32 protein-coding genes are annotated in these 19473 nt (G+C 58.3%); all 32 read right to left on the bottom strand.

The window, feature by feature from the left end; genetic code table 11:
- Positions 1–55: 55 nt before the first annotated feature.
- The 32 genes from FXN65_RS03055 to rpsG all read right to left on the bottom strand — a co-directional run bounded on the left by FXN65_RS03055 (position 56) and on the right by rpsG (position 19365).
- Complete coding sequence (locus tag FXN65_RS03055) at positions 56–1501, bottom strand: catalase (protein WP_151131581.1); 1446 nt, start codon at positions 1499–1501, stop codon at positions 56–58.
- A gap of 173 nt (positions 1502–1674) precedes the next feature.
- The gene (gene rplQ / locus FXN65_RS03050) at positions 1675–2064 is read right to left on the bottom strand and encodes a 50S ribosomal protein L17 (protein ID WP_004419938.1); all 390 of its coding nucleotides are present in this window, start codon (positions 2062–2064) and stop codon (positions 1675–1677) included.
- Between the two features lie 44 nt (positions 2065–2108).
- Complete coding sequence (locus tag FXN65_RS03045) at positions 2109–3110, bottom strand: DNA-directed RNA polymerase subunit alpha (protein ID WP_028629274.1); 1002 nt, start codon at positions 3108–3110, stop codon at positions 2109–2111.
- Positions 3111–3132: 22 nt separating this feature from the next.
- Complete coding sequence (gene rpsD / locus FXN65_RS03040) at positions 3133–3753, bottom strand: 30S ribosomal protein S4 (RefSeq protein WP_151131580.1); 621 nt, start codon at positions 3751–3753, stop codon at positions 3133–3135.
- 16 nt (positions 3754–3769) lie between these two features.
- On the bottom strand, positions 3770–4159 hold the full coding sequence (rpsK, locus tag FXN65_RS03035) for a 30S ribosomal protein S11 (RefSeq protein WP_039806105.1): 390 nt from the start codon (positions 4157–4159) through the stop codon (positions 3770–3772).
- A 30-nt stretch (positions 4160–4189) separates the two neighbouring features.
- Complete coding sequence (rpsM, locus tag FXN65_RS03030) at positions 4190–4546, bottom strand: 30S ribosomal protein S13 (protein ID WP_003448758.1); 357 nt, start codon at positions 4544–4546, stop codon at positions 4190–4192.
- Positions 4547–4678: 132 nt separating this feature from the next.
- Positions 4679–4795: a 50S ribosomal protein L36 gene (gene rpmJ / locus FXN65_RS03025; protein WP_003093693.1), complete on the bottom strand. Its 117-nt coding sequence runs from the start codon at positions 4793–4795 to the stop codon at positions 4679–4681.
- A 30-nt stretch (positions 4796–4825) separates the two neighbouring features.
- Positions 4826–6154 carry a preprotein translocase subunit SecY gene (gene secY, locus FXN65_RS03020; RefSeq protein WP_151131579.1) on the bottom strand — a complete coding sequence of 443 codons (1329 nt, stop codon included), beginning with the start codon at positions 6152–6154 and terminating at the stop codon, positions 4826–4828.
- The gene (gene rplO, locus FXN65_RS03015; protein ID WP_151131578.1) at positions 6155–6589 is read right to left on the bottom strand and encodes a 50S ribosomal protein L15; all 435 of its coding nucleotides are present in this window, start codon (positions 6587–6589) and stop codon (positions 6155–6157) included.
- Between the two features lie 3 nt (positions 6590–6592).
- A complete protein-coding gene (rpmD, locus tag FXN65_RS03010; protein ID WP_151131577.1) occupies positions 6593–6769 on the bottom strand; it encodes a 50S ribosomal protein L30 in 177 nt (58 codons plus the stop codon).
- A gap of 2 nt (positions 6770–6771) precedes the next feature.
- Positions 6772–7272 (bottom strand): 30S ribosomal protein S5, encoded by a 501-nt coding sequence (rpsE, locus tag FXN65_RS03005; protein WP_003448746.1) that lies wholly within the window; start codon positions 7270–7272, stop codon positions 6772–6774.
- Between the two features lie 3 nt (positions 7273–7275).
- The gene (gene rplR, locus FXN65_RS03000; RefSeq protein WP_044872684.1) at positions 7276–7626 is read right to left on the bottom strand and encodes a 50S ribosomal protein L18; all 351 of its coding nucleotides are present in this window, start codon (positions 7624–7626) and stop codon (positions 7276–7278) included.
- A 10-nt stretch (positions 7627–7636) separates the two neighbouring features.
- Positions 7637–8170 carry a 50S ribosomal protein L6 gene (gene rplF, locus FXN65_RS02995; protein WP_028629281.1) on the bottom strand — a complete coding sequence of 178 codons (534 nt, stop codon included), beginning with the start codon at positions 8168–8170 and terminating at the stop codon, positions 7637–7639.
- A 14-nt stretch (positions 8171–8184) separates the two neighbouring features.
- Positions 8185–8577 carry a 30S ribosomal protein S8 gene (gene rpsH, locus FXN65_RS02990; protein WP_016490543.1) on the bottom strand — a complete coding sequence of 131 codons (393 nt, stop codon included), beginning with the start codon at positions 8575–8577 and terminating at the stop codon, positions 8185–8187.
- Between the two features lie 193 nt (positions 8578–8770).
- The gene (rpsN, locus tag FXN65_RS02985) at positions 8771–9076 is read right to left on the bottom strand and encodes a 30S ribosomal protein S14 (protein ID WP_151131576.1); all 306 of its coding nucleotides are present in this window, start codon (positions 9074–9076) and stop codon (positions 8771–8773) included.
- Positions 9077–9089: 13 nt separating this feature from the next.
- Complete coding sequence (gene rplE, locus FXN65_RS02980; RefSeq protein ID WP_151131575.1) at positions 9090–9629, bottom strand: 50S ribosomal protein L5; 540 nt, start codon at positions 9627–9629, stop codon at positions 9090–9092.
- A gap of 20 nt (positions 9630–9649) precedes the next feature.
- Positions 9650–9964 carry a 50S ribosomal protein L24 gene (rplX, locus tag FXN65_RS02975; RefSeq protein ID WP_028629285.1) on the bottom strand — a complete coding sequence of 105 codons (315 nt, stop codon included), beginning with the start codon at positions 9962–9964 and terminating at the stop codon, positions 9650–9652.
- A gap of 12 nt (positions 9965–9976) precedes the next feature.
- Positions 9977–10345, bottom strand: a complete 369-nt coding sequence (gene rplN / locus FXN65_RS02970; RefSeq protein WP_003448734.1) for a 50S ribosomal protein L14 — start codon at positions 10343–10345, stop codon at positions 9977–9979.
- Between the two features lie 22 nt (positions 10346–10367).
- Positions 10368–10634 carry a 30S ribosomal protein S17 gene (gene rpsQ, locus FXN65_RS02965; RefSeq protein ID WP_003448733.1) on the bottom strand — a complete coding sequence of 89 codons (267 nt, stop codon included), beginning with the start codon at positions 10632–10634 and terminating at the stop codon, positions 10368–10370.
- A gap of 2 nt (positions 10635–10636) precedes the next feature.
- Positions 10637–10828, bottom strand: coding sequence for a 50S ribosomal protein L29 (gene rpmC, locus FXN65_RS02960; RefSeq protein WP_016490538.1), 192 nt, complete (start codon positions 10826–10828; stop codon positions 10637–10639).
- Positions 10828–11241 carry a 50S ribosomal protein L16 gene (gene rplP, locus FXN65_RS02955; RefSeq protein WP_016490537.1) on the bottom strand — a complete coding sequence of 138 codons (414 nt, stop codon included), beginning with the start codon at positions 11239–11241 and terminating at the stop codon, positions 10828–10830. The genes rpmC and rplP overlap by 1 nt, the downstream gene beginning before the upstream one ends.
- A gap of 12 nt (positions 11242–11253) precedes the next feature.
- A complete protein-coding gene (rpsC, locus tag FXN65_RS02950; protein WP_028629286.1) occupies positions 11254–11940 on the bottom strand; it encodes a 30S ribosomal protein S3 in 687 nt (228 codons plus the stop codon).
- 13 nt (positions 11941–11953) lie between these two features.
- Positions 11954–12286 carry a 50S ribosomal protein L22 gene (gene rplV, locus FXN65_RS02945; protein WP_007161246.1) on the bottom strand — a complete coding sequence of 111 codons (333 nt, stop codon included), beginning with the start codon at positions 12284–12286 and terminating at the stop codon, positions 11954–11956.
- 13 nt (positions 12287–12299) lie between these two features.
- Positions 12300–12575, bottom strand: a complete 276-nt coding sequence (gene rpsS / locus FXN65_RS02940) for a 30S ribosomal protein S19 (protein ID WP_016490535.1) — start codon at positions 12573–12575, stop codon at positions 12300–12302.
- A 14-nt stretch (positions 12576–12589) separates the two neighbouring features.
- Entirely contained in the window at positions 12590–13411 is an 822-nt protein-coding gene (gene rplB, locus FXN65_RS02935) for a 50S ribosomal protein L2 (RefSeq protein WP_016490534.1), read from the bottom strand.
- Between the two features lie 11 nt (positions 13412–13422).
- A complete protein-coding gene (gene rplW, locus FXN65_RS02930) occupies positions 13423–13722 on the bottom strand; it encodes a 50S ribosomal protein L23 (protein ID WP_016490533.1) in 300 nt (99 codons plus the stop codon).
- Positions 13719–14321 (bottom strand): 50S ribosomal protein L4, encoded by a 603-nt coding sequence (rplD, locus tag FXN65_RS02925; RefSeq protein ID WP_151131574.1) that lies wholly within the window; start codon positions 14319–14321, stop codon positions 13719–13721. The genes rplW and rplD overlap by 4 nt, the downstream gene beginning before the upstream one ends.
- 14 nt (positions 14322–14335) lie before the next feature.
- Positions 14336–14971, bottom strand: a complete 636-nt coding sequence (gene rplC / locus FXN65_RS02920) for a 50S ribosomal protein L3 (RefSeq protein ID WP_151131573.1) — start codon at positions 14969–14971, stop codon at positions 14336–14338.
- A gap of 84 nt (positions 14972–15055) precedes the next feature.
- Entirely contained in the window at positions 15056–15367 is a 312-nt protein-coding gene (gene rpsJ, locus FXN65_RS02915) for a 30S ribosomal protein S10 (RefSeq protein WP_003243886.1), read from the bottom strand.
- Between the two features lie 155 nt (positions 15368–15522).
- On the bottom strand, positions 15523–16716 hold the full coding sequence (tuf, locus tag FXN65_RS02910) for an elongation factor Tu (protein ID WP_103102850.1): 1194 nt from the start codon (positions 16714–16716) through the stop codon (positions 15523–15525).
- A gap of 30 nt (positions 16717–16746) precedes the next feature.
- Positions 16747–18876, bottom strand: coding sequence for an elongation factor G (gene fusA / locus FXN65_RS02905; protein WP_151131572.1), 2130 nt, complete (start codon positions 18874–18876; stop codon positions 16747–16749).
- Between the two features lie 18 nt (positions 18877–18894).
- The gene (gene rpsG, locus FXN65_RS02900; protein WP_151131571.1) at positions 18895–19365 is read right to left on the bottom strand and encodes a 30S ribosomal protein S7; all 471 of its coding nucleotides are present in this window, start codon (positions 19363–19365) and stop codon (positions 18895–18897) included.
- Between the last annotated feature and the right edge of the window lie 108 nt (positions 19366–19473).

Genomic DNA, 19473 nt, shown 5'->3' with positions numbered 1-19473 from the left:
TACGAGAGCGGCCGGGCAGCGATGCCCGGCCTTTTTTTTGAGCGTGTAATGCAGCTCAGTTGCCGACTGCCAGTGCCGAGCGAACTCCGTTGCCGTAATCCGGGTGCACTTTGTCGAAGTGCGCCAGCTGACGGTCGATGATGAACTGTGGCACACCCGCCATGGACGCGGCGATATTTGCGAACAACCTTTGCCGCTGGCCTTCGTCGAACAGCTGGAACAGTGCGCGTGGCTGGCTGTAATCGTCATTGCCATCACGGTGGTCATAGCGATCGGCAGCGCCGTCGATCGCCAATGCCGGTTCGGCATACTCCGCAGCCTGCGCCGGGCCACCAAATGAATTCGGCTCGTAGTAGGCGTCCGGATTCTGGCCGTTGGCGAAGAAGCGCATTGCGCCATCCTTGTGGTAGTGGTGGACCGGGCATTTCGGCGCATTTACCGGCAGCGCCTCGTAGTGGGTGCCCAAGCGGTAGCGGTGCGCATCGGCGTAGCTGAATACACGGGCCTGGAGCATCTTGTCGGGCGAATGGCCAATGCCGGGCACTACGTTGGAGGGCGAGAAGGCAGCCTGCTCGATCTCGGCGAAGTAATTTTCCGCGTTGCGATTCAGCTCCAGGATACCCACCTCGATCAGCGGAAACTCCCCATGCGGCCAGACCTTGGTCAGGTCGAAAGGGTTATAGCGGGTGTTGCGCGCCTGCTCTTCAGTCATGACCTGGATGCAGAAGCGCCATTTCGGGAAGTCGCCGTTCTCGATGCTGTAGAACAGATCCTCCTGGGTGGTTTCCCGGCTGCGACCAACCACCGCGGCCGCCTCGTCGTTGGTCCAGTGCTGGTGGCCCTGCAGCGTCTTGAAGTGGAACTTGACCCAGAAGCGCTCGCTGGCTGCGTTGATGAAGCTGTAGGTGTGCGAACCGTAGCCATTGATATGGCGCACGTCGGTGGGCAACCCACGGTCTGACATCAGCATCGTCACCTGGTGGAGGCTTTCCGGCGACAGCGACCAGAAGTCCCAAGCGGCGGTGCTGGATCTCAGGTTGGTTTTCGGATGACGCTTCTGGGTGTGAATGAAGTCGGGGAACTTGAGCGGGTCGCGGATGAAGAAAATCGGGGTGTTGTTACCCACTACGTCCCAGTTGCCTTGCTCGGTATAGAACTTCAGGGCGAAGCCGCGCACGTCGCGCTCGGCATCAGCAGCGCCCATTTCGCCTGCTACGGTGGAGAAGCGCGCAAGCACCGGGGTCTTCCTGCCAACCTCGGAAAATACCGAAGCCTTGCTGTAGTGGGTGATATCGTTCGTGATGGTCAACGTGCCATGGGCACCCCAGCCCTTGGCATGCACGACGCGCTCTGGAATGCGCTCACGGTTCTGGTGGGCCAGCTTCTCGATCAGGTGGTAGTCCTGGAGCAACAGCGGCCCGCGCGGCCCGGCACTGAGGGAATTCTGGTTATCCGCAACCGGATTACCGGCGGTCGTGGTGAGAATCGGCTTCTGGCTCATGCAACATCTCCTTTTGGGCTCTTTTGATTCCGGCGTGACCGGATGAGCAGGAGTATCGATTCAGTCAGAAACTGGCTCCAATTTATTAACGACAACCAATCGATAGATATAGACCAATTGAACAGGCATAAAAAAACCGGGCACAGGGCCCGGTTTTTCATGCAACGACCGACTTACTCGGCAGCAGCTTCGACTTCACCAGCGACCGGACGGTCAACCAGTTCGACGTAAGCCATGGGAGCGTTGTCGCCAGCGCGGAAACCGCACTTCAGGATGCGCAGGTAGCCGCCCTGACGGTTGGCGTAGCGCTTGCCCAGATCGTTGAACAGCTTGCCTACGGCAGCTTTCGAACGGGTACGGTCGAAAGCCAGACGACGGTTGGCAACGCTGTCTTCCTTGGCCAGGGTGATCAGCGGCTCGGCAACGCGACGCAGTTCCTTGGCTTTGGGCAGGGTGGTTTTGATCAGTTCGTGCTCGAACAGCGACACTGCCATGTTCTGGAACATGGCCTTGCGGTGTGCGCTGGTGCGGCTCAGGTGACGGCCACTTTTACGATGACGCATGGTTCAATTCCTTACCAAACTTCTACGTTCGGTGATTACGACGATCAGGCAGTCGCCTTGTCGTCCTTCTTGAGACTTGCCGGCGGCCAGTTGTCGAGGCGCATGCCGAGGGACAGACCACGGGAGGCCAGGACGTCCTTGATCTCGGTCAGGGACTTCTTGCCCAGGTTCGGAGTCTTCAACAGCTCTACTTCGGTGCGCTGAATCAGGTCGCCGATGTAGTAGATGTTCTCCGCCTTCAGGCAGTTGGCCGAACGTACGGTCAGCTCGAGGTCATCAACCGGACGAAGCAGGATCGGATCGATCTCGTCTTCCTGCTCAACTACTACCGGCTCGCTGTCGCCCTTCAGGTCGACGAACGCAGCCAGTTGGTGTTGCAGGATAGTAGCGGCACGACGGATGGCCTCTTCAGGGTCCAGCGTGCCGTTGGTTTCCAGATCGATGACCAGCTTGTCCAGGTTGGTGCGCTGCTCCACACGGGCGTTTTCAACCACGTAGGCAACACGACGGACGGGACTGAACGAGGCGTCGAGCTGCAGACGACCAATGCTGCGGCTCTCGTCTTCGTCGCTCTGGCGCGCATCGGCGGGCTCATAGCCACGGCCGCGGGACACCTTGAGCTTCATGTTCAGGACGCCGTTATCCGCCAGGTTGGCGATCACGTGGTCGCCGTTGACGATTTCGACATCATGATCCAGCTGAATATCGGCAGCAGTGACCACGCCCGAGCCTTTCTTCGAAAGGTTCAGCGTTACTTCGTCACGGCCGTGCAGCTTGATAGCCAGGCCTTTGAGGTTCAGGAGGATCTCGATGACATCTTCCTGAACACCCTCGATGGCGCTGTACTCGTGGAGTACGCCGTCGATTTCGGCCTCGACTACTGCACAGCCAGGCATGGAGGACAACAGGATGCGACGCAGCGCGTTGCCCAGGGTATGGCCGAAACCACGCTCGAGAGGCTCGAGCGTGATCTTGGCGCGGGTCGGACTGACCACCTGCACATCAATGTGGCGGGGGGTCAGGAACTCATTTACCGAACTCTGCATGGATGCACCTATTTTCTAGCCCTTACTTGGAGTAGAGCTCGACAATCAGGTTTTCGTTGATGTCGGCGGACAGATCGCTGCGAGCCGGCACGCTCTTGAACACGCCGGACTTCTTGTCTGCGTCGACCTCGACCCACTCCACGCGGCCACGCTGGGCGCACAGTTCGAGGGCCTGGACGATACGCAGCTGGTTCTTCGACTTCTCGCGAACGGCAACCACGTCACCAGCTTTGACCTGGTAGGACGGAACGTTCACGGTCTGACCGTTCACGCTGATGGCCTTGTGGGAAACCAGCTGACGGGACTCGGAACGAGTAGCGCCGAAGCCCATGCGATACACGACGTTGTCCAGGCGGCACTCGAGGAGTTGCAGCAGGTTTTCGCCGGTAGCGCCTTTGCGGGCAGCAGCTTCTTTGTAGTAATTACCGAACTGGCGCTCCAGAACACCGTAGATGCGGCGTACTTTCTGCTTTTCGCGCAGCTGGGTGCCGTAGTCGGACAGACGGCCACGACGGGCGCCATGCTGGCCAGGAGCGGATTCGATGTTGCACTTGGATTCGAGCGCGCGAGCACCACTCTTCAGGAAGAGGTCGGTACCTTCACGACGGGACAGTTTGCACTTGGGACCAATGTAACGAGCCATTTCTCACTGTCTCCTTTTACACGCGACGCTTCTTCGGCGGACGGCACCCGTTGTGCGGGATGGGCGTCACGTCGGTGATGCTGGCGATCTTGTAGCCGCAGGCGTTCAGTGCACGCACAGCGGATTCGCGACCCGGACCCGGGCCCTTGACGTTCACGTCGAGGTTCTTCAGGCCGTATTCCAGAGCAGCCTGACCGGCGCGCTCGGCAGCAACCTGGGCTGCGAACGGGGTGCTCTTACGGGAGCCGCGGAAACCGGAACCACCGGAGGTCGCCCAGGACAGAGCATTGCCCTGACGATCAGTGATGGTAACGATGGTGTTGTTGAAAGAAGCGTGGATATGGGCGATCCCATCCACCACTGTCTTTTTGATTTTCTTACGAGGACGAGCAGCAGGCTTAGCCATGACTTAATTCCTGTCGATTCGCGGGCGCAATTACTTGCGGATCGGCTTACGCGGGCCCTTACGGGTACGCGCGTTGGTCTTGGTGCGCTGGCCATGAACAGGCAGACCGCGACGATGACGCAGACCGCGGTAGCAGCCCAGGTCCATCAGACGCTTGATGTTCATGTTGATTTCGCGACGCAGGTCACCTTCAGTGGTGAGCTTCGCGACTTCGCCACGCAGCTGTTCGATCTGCTCGTCAGAGAGATCCTTGATCTTTGCCGCCGGGTTTACGCCGGTGACAGCGCAGATTTTCTGCGCAGTGGTGCGACCAACACCGTAGATGTAGGTCAGCGAGATAACAGTGTGCTTGTTATCTGGAATGTTGACGCCTGCAATACGGGCCATTCAGTGAAACTCCAGTTGACAGCTACCTACGCCCCGGAAGCCAAGAAAAGGGCGCGAGATATTAGCGCTGTAAAAACGAATAATCAACCCGGCAGCGCACTAGCTGCCGGGCTCATAACGCGTGAATCACACTCAGCCTTGGCGCTGCTTGTGACGCGGTTCCGCGCTGCAGATCACGCGAACGATACCGTCGCGACGGATGATCTTGCAGTTGCGGCACAGCTTTTTCACCGATGCACGAACTTTCATCAGTAACTCCTAGAACCTTACGGAACCGGGTCAGCGGAGCATGCCGCTGCCGTAGCCCTTCAGGTTGGCTTTCTTCATCAGGGATTCGTACTGGTGCGAAACGAGGTGGGATTGTACTTGGGCCATAAAGTCCATCACAACCACAACCACGATCAGCAACGAGGTCCCGCCAAGGTAGAACGGTACGTTCGCTGCAACCACCAGGAACTGGGGCAGCAGGCAAACAGCCGTCATGTACAGAGCACCAAACATGGTCAAACGAGTCAGTACGCCATCGATATAGCGCGCCGACTGCTCGCCCGGTCGGATACCCGGAATAAAGGCACCGGACTTCTTCAGGTTCTCCGCCACGTCTTTCGGATTGAACATCAGAGCTGTGTAGAAGAAGCAGAAGAATACGATCCCTGCACTAAACAGCAGAATGTTCAACGGCTGACCAGGAGCGATAGCCTGTGCGACGTCCTGCAGCCAGCCCATGCTTTCGGACTGACCGAACCAGGCGCCCAGAGAGGCCGGGAACAGCAGGATGCTGCTGGCGAAAATAGCCGGGATAACGCCGGCCATGTTCACCTTCAACGGCAGGTGGCTGGTCTGCGCAGCGAAGACCTTGCGGCCCTGCTGACGCTTGGCGTAGTGCACCGCAATGCGACGCTGACCACGCTCGATGAACACCACGAAACCGATGATCGCTACTGCCAACAAACCGATGGCGACCAGAGCGAAGATGTTGATATCGCCCTGGCGTGCAGACTCGAAAGACTGCCCGATCGCCCTCGGCAGACCGGCCACGATGCCAGCAAAAATCAGCATCGAGATACCGTTGCCGACACCGCGCTCAGTGATCTGTTCGCCCAACCACATCATGAACATCGCACCAGCCACGAAGGTGGTGACAGCCACGAAGTAGAAGCCGAAATCAGTCGAGAAAGCGACGCCTTGACTGGCCAGACCAACGGACATGCCAATGGCCTGGACCAATGCCAGGACTACAGTGCCGTAGCGGGTGTACTGGCTGATCTTGCGACGGCCAGCTTCACCTTCCTTCTTCAACTGCTCCAGCTGCGGACTGATAGCGGTCATGAGCTGCATGATGATCGACGCCGAGATGTACGGCATGATCCCCAGTGCAAAGATGCTCATCCGCTCCAGCGCGCCGCCGGAGAACATGTTGAACAGGCTAAGAATGGTCCCCTCGTTCTGCCGGAACAGCTCGGCCAGCCGGTCAGGGTTGATACCGGGCACTGGGATGTGCGCGCCGATCCGGTAGACGATGATCGCCAGGAACAGGAAACGCAGTCGAGCCCAGAGCTCGGACAACCCGCCATTGCTGAGCGCGGAGAGAGCACCTTGCTTAGCCATTTAGTCCTCGAACTTACCGCCAGCTGCTTCGATAGCCGCACGCGCACCTTTGGTGGCGGCGATACCTTTCAGGGTGACCGCGCGAGTAACGTCGCCGGACAGCATGACTTTCACACGCTGTACGTTCTGGTTAATCACGTTCGCATCCTTCAGCGCCTGCAGAGTGATGACGTCGCCTTCGACCTTGGCCAGCTCGGAGGTACGCACTTCTGCGCGATCCATAGCCTTCAGGGAGACGAAGCCGAACTTCGGCAGACGACGGTGCAGCGGCTGCTGACCGCCTTCGAAGCCCGGAGCAATGGTGCCACCGGAGCGGGAGGTCTGACCTTTGTGACCACGGCCACCAGTCTTACCCAAACCGCTACCGATGCCACGGCCCGGACGGTGCTTTTCGCGACGGGCACCCGGCGCGGAACGCAGATCGTTCAGTTTCATGGATTAACCCTCGACACGCAGAAGGTAGTAAGCCTTGTTGATCATGCCGCGATTCTCAGGAGTGTCCTGAACCTCTACGGTGTGACCAATGCGACGCAGGCCGAGACCCTTGACGCAAGCCTTGTGGTTGGCCAGACGGCCGCTAACGCTCTTGACCAGCGTCACTTTGACAGTTGCCATGATTAGAGAATCTCCTCGACGCTCTTACCACGCTTGGCCGCAACGGACTCAGGGGACTGCATGTTCTTCAGACCCTTGAAAGTGGCGTAAACCACGTTCACCGGATTGGTAGAGCCGTAGCACTTGGCCAGAACGTTCTGCACACCGGCCACTTCCAGAACAGCACGCATGGCGCCGCCGGCGATGATACCGGTACCTTCGGAAGCCGGCTGCATGAACACCTTGGAGGCGCCATGGGCGGACTTGATCGGGTACTGCAGGGTGGTGCCATCCAGATCAACCTGGATCATGTTGCGGCGGGCAGCTTCCATCGCCTTCTGGATCGCAGCCGGCACTTCGCGGGACTTGCCACGACCGAAGCCAACGCGGCCTTTGCCATCACCCACCACGGTCAGTGCGGTGAAGGTGAAGATACGACCACCTTTTACGGTCTTGGCAACGCGGTTAACCTGAACCAGCTTCTCGATGTAGCCTTCGTCGCGCTTTTGCTCGTTATTTGCCATAACTTAGAACTCCAGCCCGCCTTCACGAGCAGCATCAGCCAGCGCCTTGACGCGGCCGTGGTACTTGAAGCCAGAACGATCGAATGCCACCTGAGTGACGCCAGCGGCCTTAGCACGCTCGGCAACCAGCTGACCAACCTTCTTGGCCGCGTCGACGTTGCCAGTGGCGCCGTCACGCAGTTCTTTGTCCAGGGTCGAGGCGCTGGCCAGGACCTTGGCGCCGTCGGCCGAAATGACCTGGGCGTAGATGTGCTGGGAAGAGCGGTACACGCAGAGGCGTACGGCTTCCAGCTCGCGCATTTTCAGGCGTGCCTTGCGAGCGCGACGCAGACGAGTTTCTTTCTTTACGCTCATTTGCTATGCCCTACTTCTTCTTAGCTTCTTTACGACGGACGACTTCGTCGGCGTAACGTACACCCTTGCCTTTGTAAGGCTCCGGCGGACGGAAGTCGCGGATCTCAGCGGCCACTTGACCAACCAGCTGCTTGTCGATGCCCTTGATCAGGATATCGGTCTGGCTGGGGGTTTCAGCGGTGATGCCTTGCGGCAGTTCGTAATCCACCGGATGCGAGAAGCCGAGAGCCAGGGACAGCGTTTGACCTTTGGCCTGAGCTTTGTAACCAACGCCGACCAGCTGGAGCTTGCGCTCGAAGCCCTGGCTGACGCCGATCACCATGTTGTTAACCAGCGCACGGGTGGTACCGGCCATGGCGCGGTTCTGCTGATCACCGTTGCGAGCAGCGAAGCGCAGCTCACCGGATTCTTCCAGAACTTCCACAGACGGATGCACTTTCAGTTCGAGAGCGCCCTTGGCGCCCTTCACCGAGAGCTGCTGACCGGCGATCTTGACTTCTACGCCAGCGGGCAGCTTGACGGGGTTCTTAGCAACGCGAGACATGCTTTCAACCCCCCTTAGAACACAGTGCAAAGCACTTCGCCGCCAACGCCAGCAGCGCGGGCAGCACGATCAGTCATCACACCCTTGTTGGTGGAAACGATCGATACGCCCAGACCGCCACGTACTTTCGGCAGCTGATCGACGGACTTGTACTGGCGCAGACCAGGACGGCTTACGCGCTTCAGCTCTTCGATTACCGGACGGCCTTCGAAGTACTTCAGCTCGATGGACAGCAGAGGCTTGATGTCGCTGCTGACTTGGTATCCCGTGATGTAACCCTCGTTCTTCAGAACGCTGGCCACTGCCACCTTCAGCTTGGAGGACGGCATGCTTACGACAGACTTTTCAGCCATCTGGGCATTACGGATACGAGTTAGCATGTCCGCTAACGGGTCCTGCATACTCATGGGCTAGATGCTCCTGATACAAAAAGAAATAGCCTTGCGGCTAGTGTCACACGCGAGCACTGGACGAATTTTGGCCAGACTCGGCGAGCCGGACATTCTAGAGATACTCCAGAAACGAATCAAGCCCCAAAAGGGGCTTGATTCAGATGACCTGGGCTAGGCCGACCGGAGGGGTCGACCCAGCCGACGATCATTACCAGCTGGCTTTCACCAGGCCGGGCACATCACCGCGCATGGCAGCTTCACGCAGCTTGTTACGGCCGAGGCCGAACTTGCGGTAAACGCCGTGCGGACGGCCAGTGATGCGGCAGCGGTTACGCAGGCGCGAGGCGCTGGCGTCACGTGGCTGCTTCTGCAGGGCTACCTGGGCTTCCCAACGAGCTTCCGGAGTGGAGTTCGGGTTGGCAATGATAGCTTTCAGCTCAGCGCGCTTCTTAGCGTACTTAGCAACCGTCAGCTGACGCTTCAGCTCGCGGTTTTTCATGCTCTGTTTGGCCATATTCCTACTCCAATCAGTTGCGGAACGGGAAGTTGAAGGCGCGCAGCAGAGCACGACCTTCATCATCCGTACGGGCGGTGGTGGTCAGGGTGATATCCAGACCGCGCAGCGCATCGATTTTGTCGTAATCGATTTCCGGGAAGATGATCTGCTCTTTCACACCCATGCTGTAGTTGCCACGACCGTCGAAGGACTTGGCATTCAGGCCGCGGAAGTCACGCACGCGCGGCAGGGAGATGGCCAGCAGACGATCCAGGAACTCGTACATGCGATCACGGCGCAGGGTGACCTTGACGCCGATCGGCCAACCTTCACGAACCTTGAAGCCTGCAATGGACTTGCGGGCGTAGGTCACGACGGCTTTCTGGCCAGTGATCTTTTCCAGGTCAGCTACAGCGTTCTCGATGATTTTCTTGTCACCGATCGCTTCGCCCAGACCCATGTTCAGGGTGATTTTGGTGATGCGCGGAACTTCCATCACGTTCGCAAGCTGAAGTTGTTCCTTCAGCTTCGGCGCGATTTCTTTCCGGTAAATCTCTTTCAGTCGTGCCATGGTTATCTACCTAGCAGTTCTCAAGCATCAACCGGTTTTTGGGTCGACTTGAAGACACGAATTTTCTTACCGTCTTCAACTTTGAAACCAACGCGATCAGCCTTGTTGGTTTCGCCATTGAAGATGGCCACGTTGGAGAGGTGCAGAGGCGCCTCTCGCTCGACGATACCGCCCTGAACACCGGCCATGGGGTTAGGCTTGGTGTGGCGCTTGATCAGGTTTACACCACTGACCAGCACGCGGCTGTCAGCGAGAACCTTGAGCACCTTGCCACGCTTGCCCTTGTCCTTGCCGGCGATGACGATGATCTCGTCGTCACGACGAATCTTTTGCATGACGGCTTCTCCTTACAGCACTTCGGGGGCGAGCGAGACGATCTTCATGAACTTCTCGGAACGCAGTTCACGGGTCACGGGCCCGAAGATACGGGTGCCGATCGGCTCCTGCTTGTTGTTCAGCAGGACGGCGGCGTTGCCGTCGAAGCGGATGATCGAGCCGTCAGGGCGACGAACGCCATGCTTGGTACGAACCACAACAGCGGTCATTACCTGGCCTTTCTTCACCTTGCCACGCGGAATCGCTTCTTTCACGGTCACTTTGATGATGTCGCCGATGCCGGCGTAGCGACGGTGCGAACCACCAAGGACCTTGATGCACATAACGCGACGAGCACCGCTGTTGTCAGCGACGTCGAGCATGGATTGAGTCTGAATCATATCTTTCTCCGACCCTTAGTCCTTAGACTTCCACGGCACGTTCGACGACTTCCACCAGGGACCAGGATTTGGTCTTGGCCAGCGGACGGGTCTCACGAATGGTGACCTTGTCGCCGATGCGGCACTGGTTGGTTTCGTCGTGGGCGTGCAGCTTGGTCGAACGCTTCACGTATTTACCGTAGATCGGGTGCTTTACGCGGCGCTCGATCAGAACGGTGATGGTCTTGTCCATCTTGTCGCTGACGACGCGGCCGGTCAGCGTGCGGACGGTTTTCTGAGCTTCAGCCATGATTACTTACCTGCTTGCTGGTTGAGCACAGTTTTCACGCGAGCGATGTCGCGCTTCACTTGCGAGAGCAGGTGAGACTGCCCCAACTGGCCAGTTGCCTTCTGCATGCGCAGATTGAACTGGTCGCGCAGCAGGCCGAGCAGTTGCTCGTTCAGCTGCTGTACGGATTTTTCACGAAGTTCATTCGCTTTCATCACATCACCGTCCGCTTAACAAAGGAGGTGGCGAGCGGCAGCTTTGCAGCGGCCAGGGCGAATGCCTCACGCGCCAGCTCTTCGGAAACACCCTCGATCTCGTACAGGACCTTGCCCGGTTGAATCTGGGCTACCCAGTACTCGACGCCACCCTTACCTTTACCCATACGTACTTCCAGGGGCTTCTTGGTAACGGGTTTATCCGGGAACACACGGATCCAGATCTTGCCGCCACGCTTCACGTGACGGGTGAGGGCACGACGTGCAGCCTCGATCTGACGGGCAGTGAGACGACCACGGCCAGTAGCCTTCAGCGCGAACTCGCCGAAGCTGACCTTGCTACCGCGCTGAGCCAGACCACGGTTGTGGCCGGTCATCTGCTTGCGGAACTTCGTACGCTTTGGTTGCAGCATTTGGCGTACCCCTTACTTAGCAGCTTTTTTACGAGGAGCGGGCGCTACCGGCTTCAGCTCTTCCTGGCGGCCACCAATGACCTCACCCTTGAAGATCCAAACCTTCACACCGATCACACCGTAAGTGGTGTGCGCTTCATAGGTTGCGTAGTCGATGTCGGCACGCAGGGTGTGCAGGGGCACACGACCTTCGCGATACCACTCGGTACGGGCGATTTCAGCACCACCGAGACGACCACTAACCTGGATCTTGATGCCCTTGGCACCAATGCGCATGGCGTTCTGTACAGCGCGCTTCATGGCGCGACGGAACATCACACGACGCTCCAGCTGCTGAGCTACGCTCTGCGCAACCAGCATACCGTCGAGCTCCGGCTTACGGATCTCTTCGATATTGATGTGCACCGGCACACCCATTTGCTTGGTCAGGTCCTGACGCAGCTTCTCAACATCTTCACCTTTCTTGCCGATCACGATGCCGGGACGAGCGGTGTGGATGGTGATGCGTGCGGTTTGAGCCGGACGATGAATATCGATACGGCTTACGGACGCGCTTTTTAGTTTGTCTTGGAGGTACTCACGCACCTTCAGGTCGGCAAACAGATAATCGGCATAAGTGCGCTTATCGGCGTACCAAACGGAGGTGTGCTCCTTGACGATACCCAGGCGAATGCCAGTGGGATGTACTTTCTGACCCATCTGATCGACTCCGTTACTTGTCCGCAACCTTGACAGTGATATGGCAAGACCGCTTGACGATGCGATCAGCACGGCCCTTGGCGCGCGGCATGATGCGCTTCAGCGAACGTCCTTCGTTGACGAAGACGGTGGAGACCTTCAGGTCATCCACATCGGCGCCTTCGTTGTGCTCGGCGTTGGCTACGGCCGACTCCAGCACTTTCTTCATGATTTCAGCGGCTTTCTTGCTGCTGAAAGTCAGCAGGTTGAGCGCTTCGCCCACCTTCTTCCCGCGGATCTGGTCGGCGACCAAGCGGGCTTTCTGGGCGGAGATTCGAGCGCCCGACAGCTTAGCGGCTACTTCCATCGTTCCTTACCCCTTAACGCTTGGCTTTCTTGTCCGCAGCATGACCGCGATAGGTGCGGGTAGCAGCGAACTCGCCGAGTTTGTGGCCGACCATGTCTTCGTTCACGAGGACCGGGACGTGTTGACGACCGTTATGAACAGCGATGGTCAGACCAACCATCTGCGGCAGTACGATGGAGCGACGCGACCAGGTTTTCACCGGCTTGCGATCGTTCTTTTCCACCGCCACTTCGATCTTCTTCAGTAGGTGAAGATCGATAAAAGGACCTTTTTTCAGAGAACGCGGCACTGTCGTATCCTCAGTTATTTACGGCGACGGACGATCATGTTGTCGGTGCGCTTGTTCGCGCGGGTCTTCGCACCCTTGGTCGGGAAGCCCCACGGAGACACCGGATGACGGCCACCAGAGGTACGACCTTCACCACCACCATGCGGGTGGTCTACCGGGTTCATCGCCACGCCGCGAACGGTCGGGCGAACACCACGCCAGCGCTTGGCACCAGCTTTACCCAGCGAACGCAGGCTGTGCTCGGAGTTCGAGACTTCGCCCAGGGTCGCACGGCACTCAGCCAGGACTTTGCGCATCTCGCCGGAGCGCAGACGCAGGGTTACGTAGGCACCTTCACGGGCAACCAGCTGAACGGAGGCACCAGCGGAACGGGCGATTTGCGCGCCTTTGCCGGGCTTCAGCTCGATACCATGAACAGTGCTACCAACCGGAATGTTGCGCAGCGGCAGGGTATTACCGGCCTTGATCGGTGCGTTTACGCCGGAGATCAGCTGGTCGCCAGCGCTCACGCCTTTCGGCGCGATGATGTAGCGACGCTCGCCATCAGCGTACTTCAGCAGAGCGATGTGAGCAGTACGGTTCGGATCGTATTCGATGCGCTCTACGGTGGCAGGGATGCCATCCTTGTTGCGACGGAAGTCGACCAGACGGTAGTGCTGCTTGTGACCACCGCCGATGTGGCGAGTGGTGATGCGGCCGTTGTTGTTACGACCACCGCTCTTCGATTTCTTCTCGACCAGCGGGGCGTAAGGAGCGCCTTTGTGCAGCTCCTGGTTGACGACCTTGACCACGAAACGGCGGCCAGCGGAAGTCGGTTTGCACTTAACGATTGCCATGATGCACCCCTTTACTCAGCGCTGCTGGCGAAATCGAGATCTTGGCCCGGCTGGAGAGCGATGTACGCCTTTTTCCAGTCGTTACGCTTGCCCAGGCCGCGAACGGTACGCTTGGTCTTGCCCTTCACATTGAGGGTGGTGACGCGAGCGACTTTCACGCTGAACAGGCTTTCAACGGCCTTCTTGATTTCCAGCTTGGTTGCATCGGTGGCAACCTTGAAGACGAATTGGCTCTTGCCGTCGGCCAGCATGGTGGCCTTCTCGGAGATGTGCGGGCCAACCAGCACCTTGAATACGCGTTCCTGGTTCATGCCAGCAGCTCCTCGAATTTCTTCACGGCGGACACGGTGATCAGCACCTTGTCGTAGGCGATCAGGCTGACCGGGTCGGAACCCTGAACGTCACGAACATCAACGTGCGGCAGGTTGCGAGCAGCGAGGTACAGGTTCTGATCAACGCCTTCGGAAACGATCAGCACGTCGGTCAGACCCAGGCCATTCAGCTTGCCCAGCAGAGCCTTGGTTTTCGGGGCTTCAACGGCGAAGTCCTCAACCACTACCAGACGATCCTGACGAACCAGCTCGGAGAGGATGGAGCGCAGAGCAGCGCGGTACATCTTCTTGTTGAGCTTCTGGGAGTGATCCTGTGGCTTGGCAGCGAAGGTGGTACCACCGGAGCGCCAGATGGGGCTGCGAATGGTGCCAGCACGAGCACGACCAGTGCCCTTCTGACGCCACGGCTTCTTGCCACCACCGGAAACTTCGGAACGGGTCTTCTGCGCGCGAGTGCCCTGACGGCCACCGGCCATGTAGGCAACAACAGCCTGGTGAACCAGGGTCTCGTTGAACTCACCGCCAAAAGTACGCTCGGAGACTTCGATAGCCTGAGCGCCATTTACATTCAGTTGCATCTCAGCTTCCCCTCTTAACCGCGAGCCTTGGCTGCCGGACGCACAACCACATCACCGCCGGTAGCGCCAGGAACGGCACCTTTGACCAGCAGCAGATTGCGTTCTGCATCGACACGCACAACTTCCAGGGACTGAACAGTCACACGCTCGGCACCGAGGTGACCGGACATTTTCTTGCCCTTGAAGACACGACCAGGAGTCTGGCACTGGCCAATAGAACCCGGGGCGCGGTGGGAAACGGAGTTACCGTGGGTGTTGTCCTGACCACGGAAGTTCCAGCGCTTGATGGTACCGGCATAGCCTTTACCCTTGGACTGACCGGTAACATCTACCAGTTGACCAGCCTGGAACAGCTCCGCAGTAACCTGATCACCGGCCTGGTACTCACCTTCTTCAAGGCGGAATTCCCAGACACCGCGACCAGCAGCCACGTTAGCCTTGGCGAAGTGACCGGCTTGCGCCTTGGTCACGCGAGAGGCGCGACGCTCACCGACAGTTACCTGCACGGCGCGATAGCCATCGCTTTCTTCGGTTTTGAACTGGGTCACGCGATTCGGCTCGATCTCAATGACCGTAACCGGAATGGAGACACCTTCTTCGGTGAAAATGCGGGTCATGCCGCACTTACGACCGACTACACCAATAGTCATGTTGTAAACCTCATGAGTGTACGGGGCTTTCACCCGCTATGGCCGCCCATTTCAGAGCGTTACACGACTAAAACCCGAAGGTTATTAGCCGAGGCTGATCTGCACTTCCACGCCTGCCGCAAGGTCGAGCTTCATCAGCGCATCGACGGTTTTATCCGTCGGCTGGACGATGTCCAGAACACGCTTGTGGGTACGAATTTCGTACTGATCGCGCGCGTCTTTGTTGACGTGCGGGGAGATCAGAACGGTGTACCGCTCTTTGCGAGTAGGCAGAGGAATAGGACCACGCACCTGAGCACCAGTACGTTTCGCGGTTTCCACGATTTCCTGGGTGGATTGATCGATCAGGCGATGGTCAAAAGCCTTCAACCGAATACGGATTTGTTGGTTTTGCATTTTGACCTCAGACTCTATCTCTGCTATCCCCAACGGACGGACTACGCCCGTTAAAAGGAGGCGTGATTGTACGGATGCTCTTGTAGGGTGTCAACTTTTGACCAACCAAAAGAAAAGGGCCCCGGAGGGCCCTTTTCTCTTAGCGAGATCTTCGATTACTCGATGATCTTGGCAACCACGCCGGCACCAACGGTACGACCGCCTTCGCGAATCGCGAAGCGCAGGCCGTCTTCCATGGCGATCGGAGCGATCAGGGTGACAACCATCTTGATGTTGTCGCCCGGCATTACCATCTCTACGCCTTCCGGCAGCTCGCAGTTACCGGTCACGTCAGTGGTACGGAAGTAGAACTGCGGACGGTAGCCCTTGAAGAACGGGGTGTGACGACCACCTTCTTCCTTGGACAGGACGTACACTTCGCACTCGAACTTGGTGTGCGGCTTGATGGTGCCCGGCTTGGCCAGGACCTGACCACGCTCTACGTCGTCACGCTTGGTGCCGCGCAGCAGGGCGCCAACGTTCTCACCAGCACGACCTTCGTCGAGCAGCTTGCGGAACATTTCCACACCGGTGCAGGTGGTCTTGGTGGTCGGACGGATACCGACGATTTCGATTTCCTCGCCCACCTTGACGATGCCGCGCTCAACACGACCGGTTACCACAGTACCGCGGCCGGAGATGGAGAACACGTCTTCGATCGGCATCAGGAACGGCTGGTCGATGGCACGCACCGGCTCCGGAATGTAGGAGTCCAGGGTCTCTACCAACTTACGAACGGCGGAAACGCCGATTTCGTTGTCGTCCTTGCCTTCCAGCGCCATCAGAGCGGAACCGACCACAATCGGAGTGTCGTCGCCCGGGAAGTCGTAGGTGTTCAGCAGGTCGCGAACTTCCATTTCGACCAGTTCCAGCAGCTCGGCGTCGTCAACCATGTCGGCCTTGTTCAGGAACACGACGATGTAAGGAACACCTACCTGGCGGGACAGCAGGATGTGCTCGCGGGTCTGCGGCATGGGGCCGTCAGCAGCGGAGCAAACCAGGATCGCGCCGTCCATCTGGGCAGCACCGGTGATCATGTTCTTCACGTAGTCAGCGTGACCGGGGCAGTCAACGTGAGCGTAGTGACGAATGGCGGAATCGTACTCAACGTGGGAGGTGTTGATGGTGATACCGCGAGCCTTCTCTTCCGGAGCGTTGTCGATCTGGTCGAAAGCGCGAGCCGAACCACCCCAGGTCTCGGAGCAGACCTTGGTCAGAGCAGCAGTCAGAGTGGTCTTGCCATGGTCAACGTGACCGATGGTGCCAACGTTGACGTGCGGTTTGTTACGTTCGAATTTTTCCTTAGCCACGACAGTAAACCTCTTACTTAAAGGGCTGAATCAACCTTGTTTTTTAACCAGTGCTTCGACGATGTTCGACGGAGCTTCGGCGTATTTGGAGAATTCCATGGAGTAGCTCGCGCGACCCTGGGACATGGAACGCACGTCGGTTGCGTAACCGAACATCTCGCCCAGCGGAACCTCGGCACGGATAACCTTACCGGAAACCGAGTCTTCCATCCCCTGAATCAGACCACGACGACGGTTCAGGTCACCCATCACGTCACCCATGTAGTCCTCGGGGGTCACTACCTCTACCTTCATGATCGGCTCAAGCACCTTACCACCGCCCTTCTGGGCCAGCTGCTTGGTCGCCATGGAGGCAGCGATCTTGAACGCCATCTCGTTGGAGTCGACGTCGTGGTAGGAGCCGTCAAACACGGTAGCCTTCAGGCCGATGAGCGGATAACCGGCAACAACGCCGTTCTTCATCTGCTCTTCGATACCCTTCTGGATTGCCGGGATGTATTCCTTCGGAACCACACCACCCACGACTTCGTTGGTGAACACCAGACCTTCGGCAATGTTGCCCTTCTCATCCACATCAGCGGCGGAGAAGCGGATCCAGCAGTGACCGAACTGACCACGACCACCGGACTGACGAACGAACTTGCCTTCGATCTCGACATTGTCCTTGGAGATGGTTTCGCGGTAGGACACCTGCGGCTTACCGATGTTGGCCTCAACGCCGAATTCGCGCTTCATGCGGTCGACGATGATGTCCAGGTGCAGCTCACCCATACCGGAGATGATGGTCTGGCCGGATTCTTCGTCAGTCTTCACGCGGAAGGACGGGTCTTCCTGAGCCAGCTTGCCGAGGGCGATGCCCATCTTCTCCTGGTCAGCCTTGGTCTTCGGCTCTACGGCAACCGAGATCACCGGCTCCGGGAAGTCCATGCGCTCGAGAACGATCGGCTTCTCGATGTCGCACAGGGTGTCACCAGTGGTGACGTCCTTCATGCCAATCAGAGCAGCGATGTCACCAGCGCGGCATTCCTTGATCTCTTCACGCTGGTTGGCGTGCATCTGCACCATCCGACCAACGCGCTCTTTCTTGCCCTTCACCGAGTTCAGAACGGAGTCACCGGAGGTCAGGACGCCGGAGTAAACGCGAGCGAAGGTAAGGGTGCCCACGAAGGGGTCGGTCGCGATCTTGAACGCCAGAGCCGAGAAGGGCTCTGCGTCGTCGGCGCGGCGCTCGTCCTGGATCTCGTTGTCGTCAGTGCTGTCCGGATGGACACCCTGAATCGGCGGGATCTCGGTCGGAGCCGGCAGGAAGTCGATCACGGCATCGAGAACCAGGGGCACGCCCTTGTTCTTGAAGGAAGAACCGCAAACAGCCGGAACGATCTCGCTGGCGAGAGTACGAGCACGCAGACCGGCCTTGATTTCCTCGGCAGTCAGCTCACCCTCTTCCAGGTATTTGTTCATCAGCTCTTCGTTGGCTTCGGCGGCAGCTTCAACCATGTTGTTGCGCCACTCTTCGGCCAGGTCCTGAAGCTCGGCAGGGATCTCCTCCTCACGGTAGGTAGTACCCTTGTCGTCTTCGTTCCAGTAGATCGCCTTCATCTTGATGAGGTCGATCTGGCCCTGGAAGTCGTCTTCAGCACCGATCGCCAGCTGAACCGGAACCGGGGTGTGACCCAGGCGGTTCTTGATCTGACCAACTACGCGCAGGAAGTCGGCACCGGCACGGTCCATCTTGTTGACGTACACGACGCGCGGCACACCGTACTTGTTGGCCTGACGCCATACGGTTTCGGACTGAGGCTCAACGCCGGAAGTACCGCAGAACACAACGACAGCGCCATCGAGTACGCGCAGCGAGCGCTCTACTTCAATGGTGAAGTCCACGTGGCCGGGGGTATCGATCACGTTGACGCGGTACTTGTCGTACTGGCCACGAGAACCCTGCCAGAAGGTGGTTACAGCAGCGGAGGTAATGGTGATACCGCGCTCCTGCTCCTGCACCATCCAGTCGGTAGTGGCGGCGCCGTCGTGCACCTCACCCATTTTGTGGCTGAGACCTGTGTAGAACAGGATCCGCTCCGTAGTGGTGGTCTTACCGGCATCTACGTGGGCGCAGATACCGATGTTACGGTAGCGGTTGATAGGGGTTGTACGAGCCACGAAAAAATCCTCGCTAGATTAGAAGCGATAATGCGAGAAGGCCTTGTTGGCCTCTGCCATGCGATGCACGTCTTCACGCTTCTTGACAGCAGCGCCTTTGCCATCGAAGGCATCCAGCAGCTCGCCTGCGAGACGCAGAGCCATGGATTTCTCACCACGCTTGCGCGCGGACTCGACCAGCCAACGCATAGCCAGGGCATTACGACGGGACGGACGAACTTCGACCGGAACCTGGTAGGTAGCACCGCCCACACGGCGGGACTTAACTTCGACCAGCGGAGCGATGGCGTCGAGAGCTTTCTCGAAGATCTCCAGGGGATCGCTGTTCTTGCGGGATTTAACGGTATCCAGAGCACCGTAAACGATGCGCTCGGCTACTGCTTTTTTGCCGCTTTCCATCACGTGGTTCATGAACTTGGCGAGAATCTGGCTTCCGTACTTCGGATCGTCCAGGATCTCACGCTTTGCTGCTACACGACGTCTTGGCATTGATAAGCCCTCAAACGGTCTTCAGGTTAGCCCGGGACCATAACCATCTGGTTACGCCCGACCTTACTCTTATCGACTCAATGAATATGAAAATTGGTCAGGCACCGA

It is taken from the genome of Pseudomonas lalkuanensis (assembly GCF_008807375.1).
In the GTDB taxonomy this organism is placed as follows: domain Bacteria; phylum Pseudomonadota; class Gammaproteobacteria; order Pseudomonadales; family Pseudomonadaceae; genus Metapseudomonas; species Metapseudomonas lalkuanensis.
This window is presented reverse-complemented; position numbering and strand designations above follow the sequence as displayed.

Excerpts from the sequence above, each read along its gene's own strand:
- FXN65_RS03055 (WP_151131581.1), bottom strand. The coding sequence starts at position 1,501 with ATGAGCCAGAAGCCGATTCTCACCACGACCGCCGGTAATCCGGTTGCG.
- rplQ (WP_004419938.1), bottom strand. The coding sequence starts at position 2,064 with ATGCGTCATCGTAAAAGTGGCCGTCACCTGAGCCGCACCAGCGCACAC.
- FXN65_RS03045 (WP_028629274.1), bottom strand. The coding sequence starts at position 3,110 with ATGCAGAGTTCGGTAAATGAGTTCCTGACCCCCCGCCACATTGATGTG.
- rpsD (WP_151131580.1), bottom strand. The coding sequence starts at position 3,753 with ATGGCTCGTTACATTGGTCCCAAGTGCAAACTGTCCCGTCGTGAAGGT.
- rpsK (WP_039806105.1), bottom strand. The coding sequence starts at position 4,159 with ATGGCTAAGCCTGCTGCTCGTCCTCGTAAGAAAATCAAAAAGACAGTG.
- rpsM (WP_003448758.1), bottom strand. The coding sequence starts at position 4,546 with ATGGCCCGTATTGCAGGCGTCAACATTCCAGATAACAAGCACACTGTT.
- rpmJ (WP_003093693.1), bottom strand. The coding sequence starts at position 4,795 with ATGAAAGTTCGTGCATCGGTGAAAAAGCTGTGCCGCAACTGCAAGATC.
- secY (WP_151131579.1), bottom strand. The coding sequence starts at position 6,154 with ATGGCTAAGCAAGGTGCTCTCTCCGCGCTCAGCAATGGCGGGTTGTCC.
- rplO (WP_151131578.1), bottom strand. The coding sequence starts at position 6,589 with ATGAAACTGAACGATCTGCGTTCCGCGCCGGGTGCCCGTCGCGAAAAG.
- rpmD (WP_151131577.1), bottom strand. The coding sequence starts at position 6,769 with ATGGCAACTGTCAAAGTGACGCTGGTCAAGAGCGTTAGCGGCCGTCTG.
- rpsE (WP_003448746.1), bottom strand. The coding sequence starts at position 7,272 with ATGGCAAATAACGAGCAAAAGCGCGACGAAGGCTACATCGAGAAGCTG.
- rplR (WP_044872684.1), bottom strand. The coding sequence starts at position 7,626 with ATGAGCGTAAAGAAAGAAACTCGTCTGCGTCGCGCTCGCAAGGCACGC.
- rplF (WP_028629281.1), bottom strand. The coding sequence starts at position 8,170 with ATGTCTCGCGTTGCTAAGAACCCCGTCAAGCTGCCCGCTGGCGTAGAA.
- rpsH (WP_016490543.1), bottom strand. The coding sequence starts at position 8,577 with ATGAGTATGCAGGACCCGTTAGCGGACATGCTAACTCGTATCCGTAAT.
- rpsN (WP_151131576.1), bottom strand. The coding sequence starts at position 9,076 with ATGGCCAAACAGAGCATGAAAAACCGCGAGCTGAAGCGTCAGCTGACG.
- rplE (WP_151131575.1), bottom strand. The coding sequence starts at position 9,629 with ATGGCACGACTGAAAGAGATTTACCGGAAAGAAATCGCGCCGAAGCTG.
- rplX (WP_028629285.1), bottom strand. The coding sequence starts at position 9,964 with ATGCAAAAGATTCGTCGTGACGACGAGATCATCGTCATCGCCGGCAAG.
- rplN (WP_003448734.1), bottom strand. The coding sequence starts at position 10,345 with ATGATTCAGACTCAATCCATGCTCGACGTCGCTGACAACAGCGGTGCT.
- rpsQ (WP_003448733.1), bottom strand. The coding sequence starts at position 10,634 with ATGGCTGAAGCTCAGAAAACCGTCCGCACGCTGACCGGCCGCGTCGTC.
- rpmC (WP_016490538.1), bottom strand. The coding sequence starts at position 10,828 with ATGAAAGCGAATGAACTTCGTGAAAAATCCGTACAGCAGCTGAACGAG.
- rplP (WP_016490537.1), bottom strand. The coding sequence starts at position 11,241 with ATGCTGCAACCAAAGCGTACGAAGTTCCGCAAGCAGATGACCGGCCAC.
- rpsC (WP_028629286.1), bottom strand. The coding sequence starts at position 11,940 with ATGGGTCAGAAAGTACATCCCACTGGCATTCGCCTGGGTATCGTCAAG.
- rplV (WP_007161246.1), bottom strand. The coding sequence starts at position 12,286 with ATGGAAGTAGCCGCTAAGCTGTCGGGCGCTCGAATCTCCGCCCAGAAA.
- rplB (WP_016490534.1), bottom strand. The coding sequence starts at position 13,411 with ATGGCAATCGTTAAGTGCAAACCGACTTCCGCTGGCCGCCGTTTCGTG.
- rplW (WP_016490533.1), bottom strand. The coding sequence starts at position 13,722 with ATGAACCAGGAACGCGTATTCAAGGTGCTGGTTGGCCCGCACATCTCC.
- rplD (WP_151131574.1), bottom strand. The coding sequence starts at position 14,321 with ATGCAACTGAATGTAAATGGCGCTCAGGCTATCGAAGTCTCCGAGCGT.
- rplC (WP_151131573.1), bottom strand. The coding sequence starts at position 14,971 with ATGACTATTGGTGTAGTCGGTCGTAAGTGCGGCATGACCCGCATTTTC.
- rpsJ (WP_003243886.1), bottom strand. The coding sequence starts at position 15,367 with ATGCAAAACCAACAAATCCGTATTCGGTTGAAGGCTTTTGACCATCGC.
- rpsG (WP_151131571.1), bottom strand. The coding sequence starts at position 19,365 with ATGCCAAGACGTCGTGTAGCAGCAAAGCGTGAGATCCTGGACGATCCG.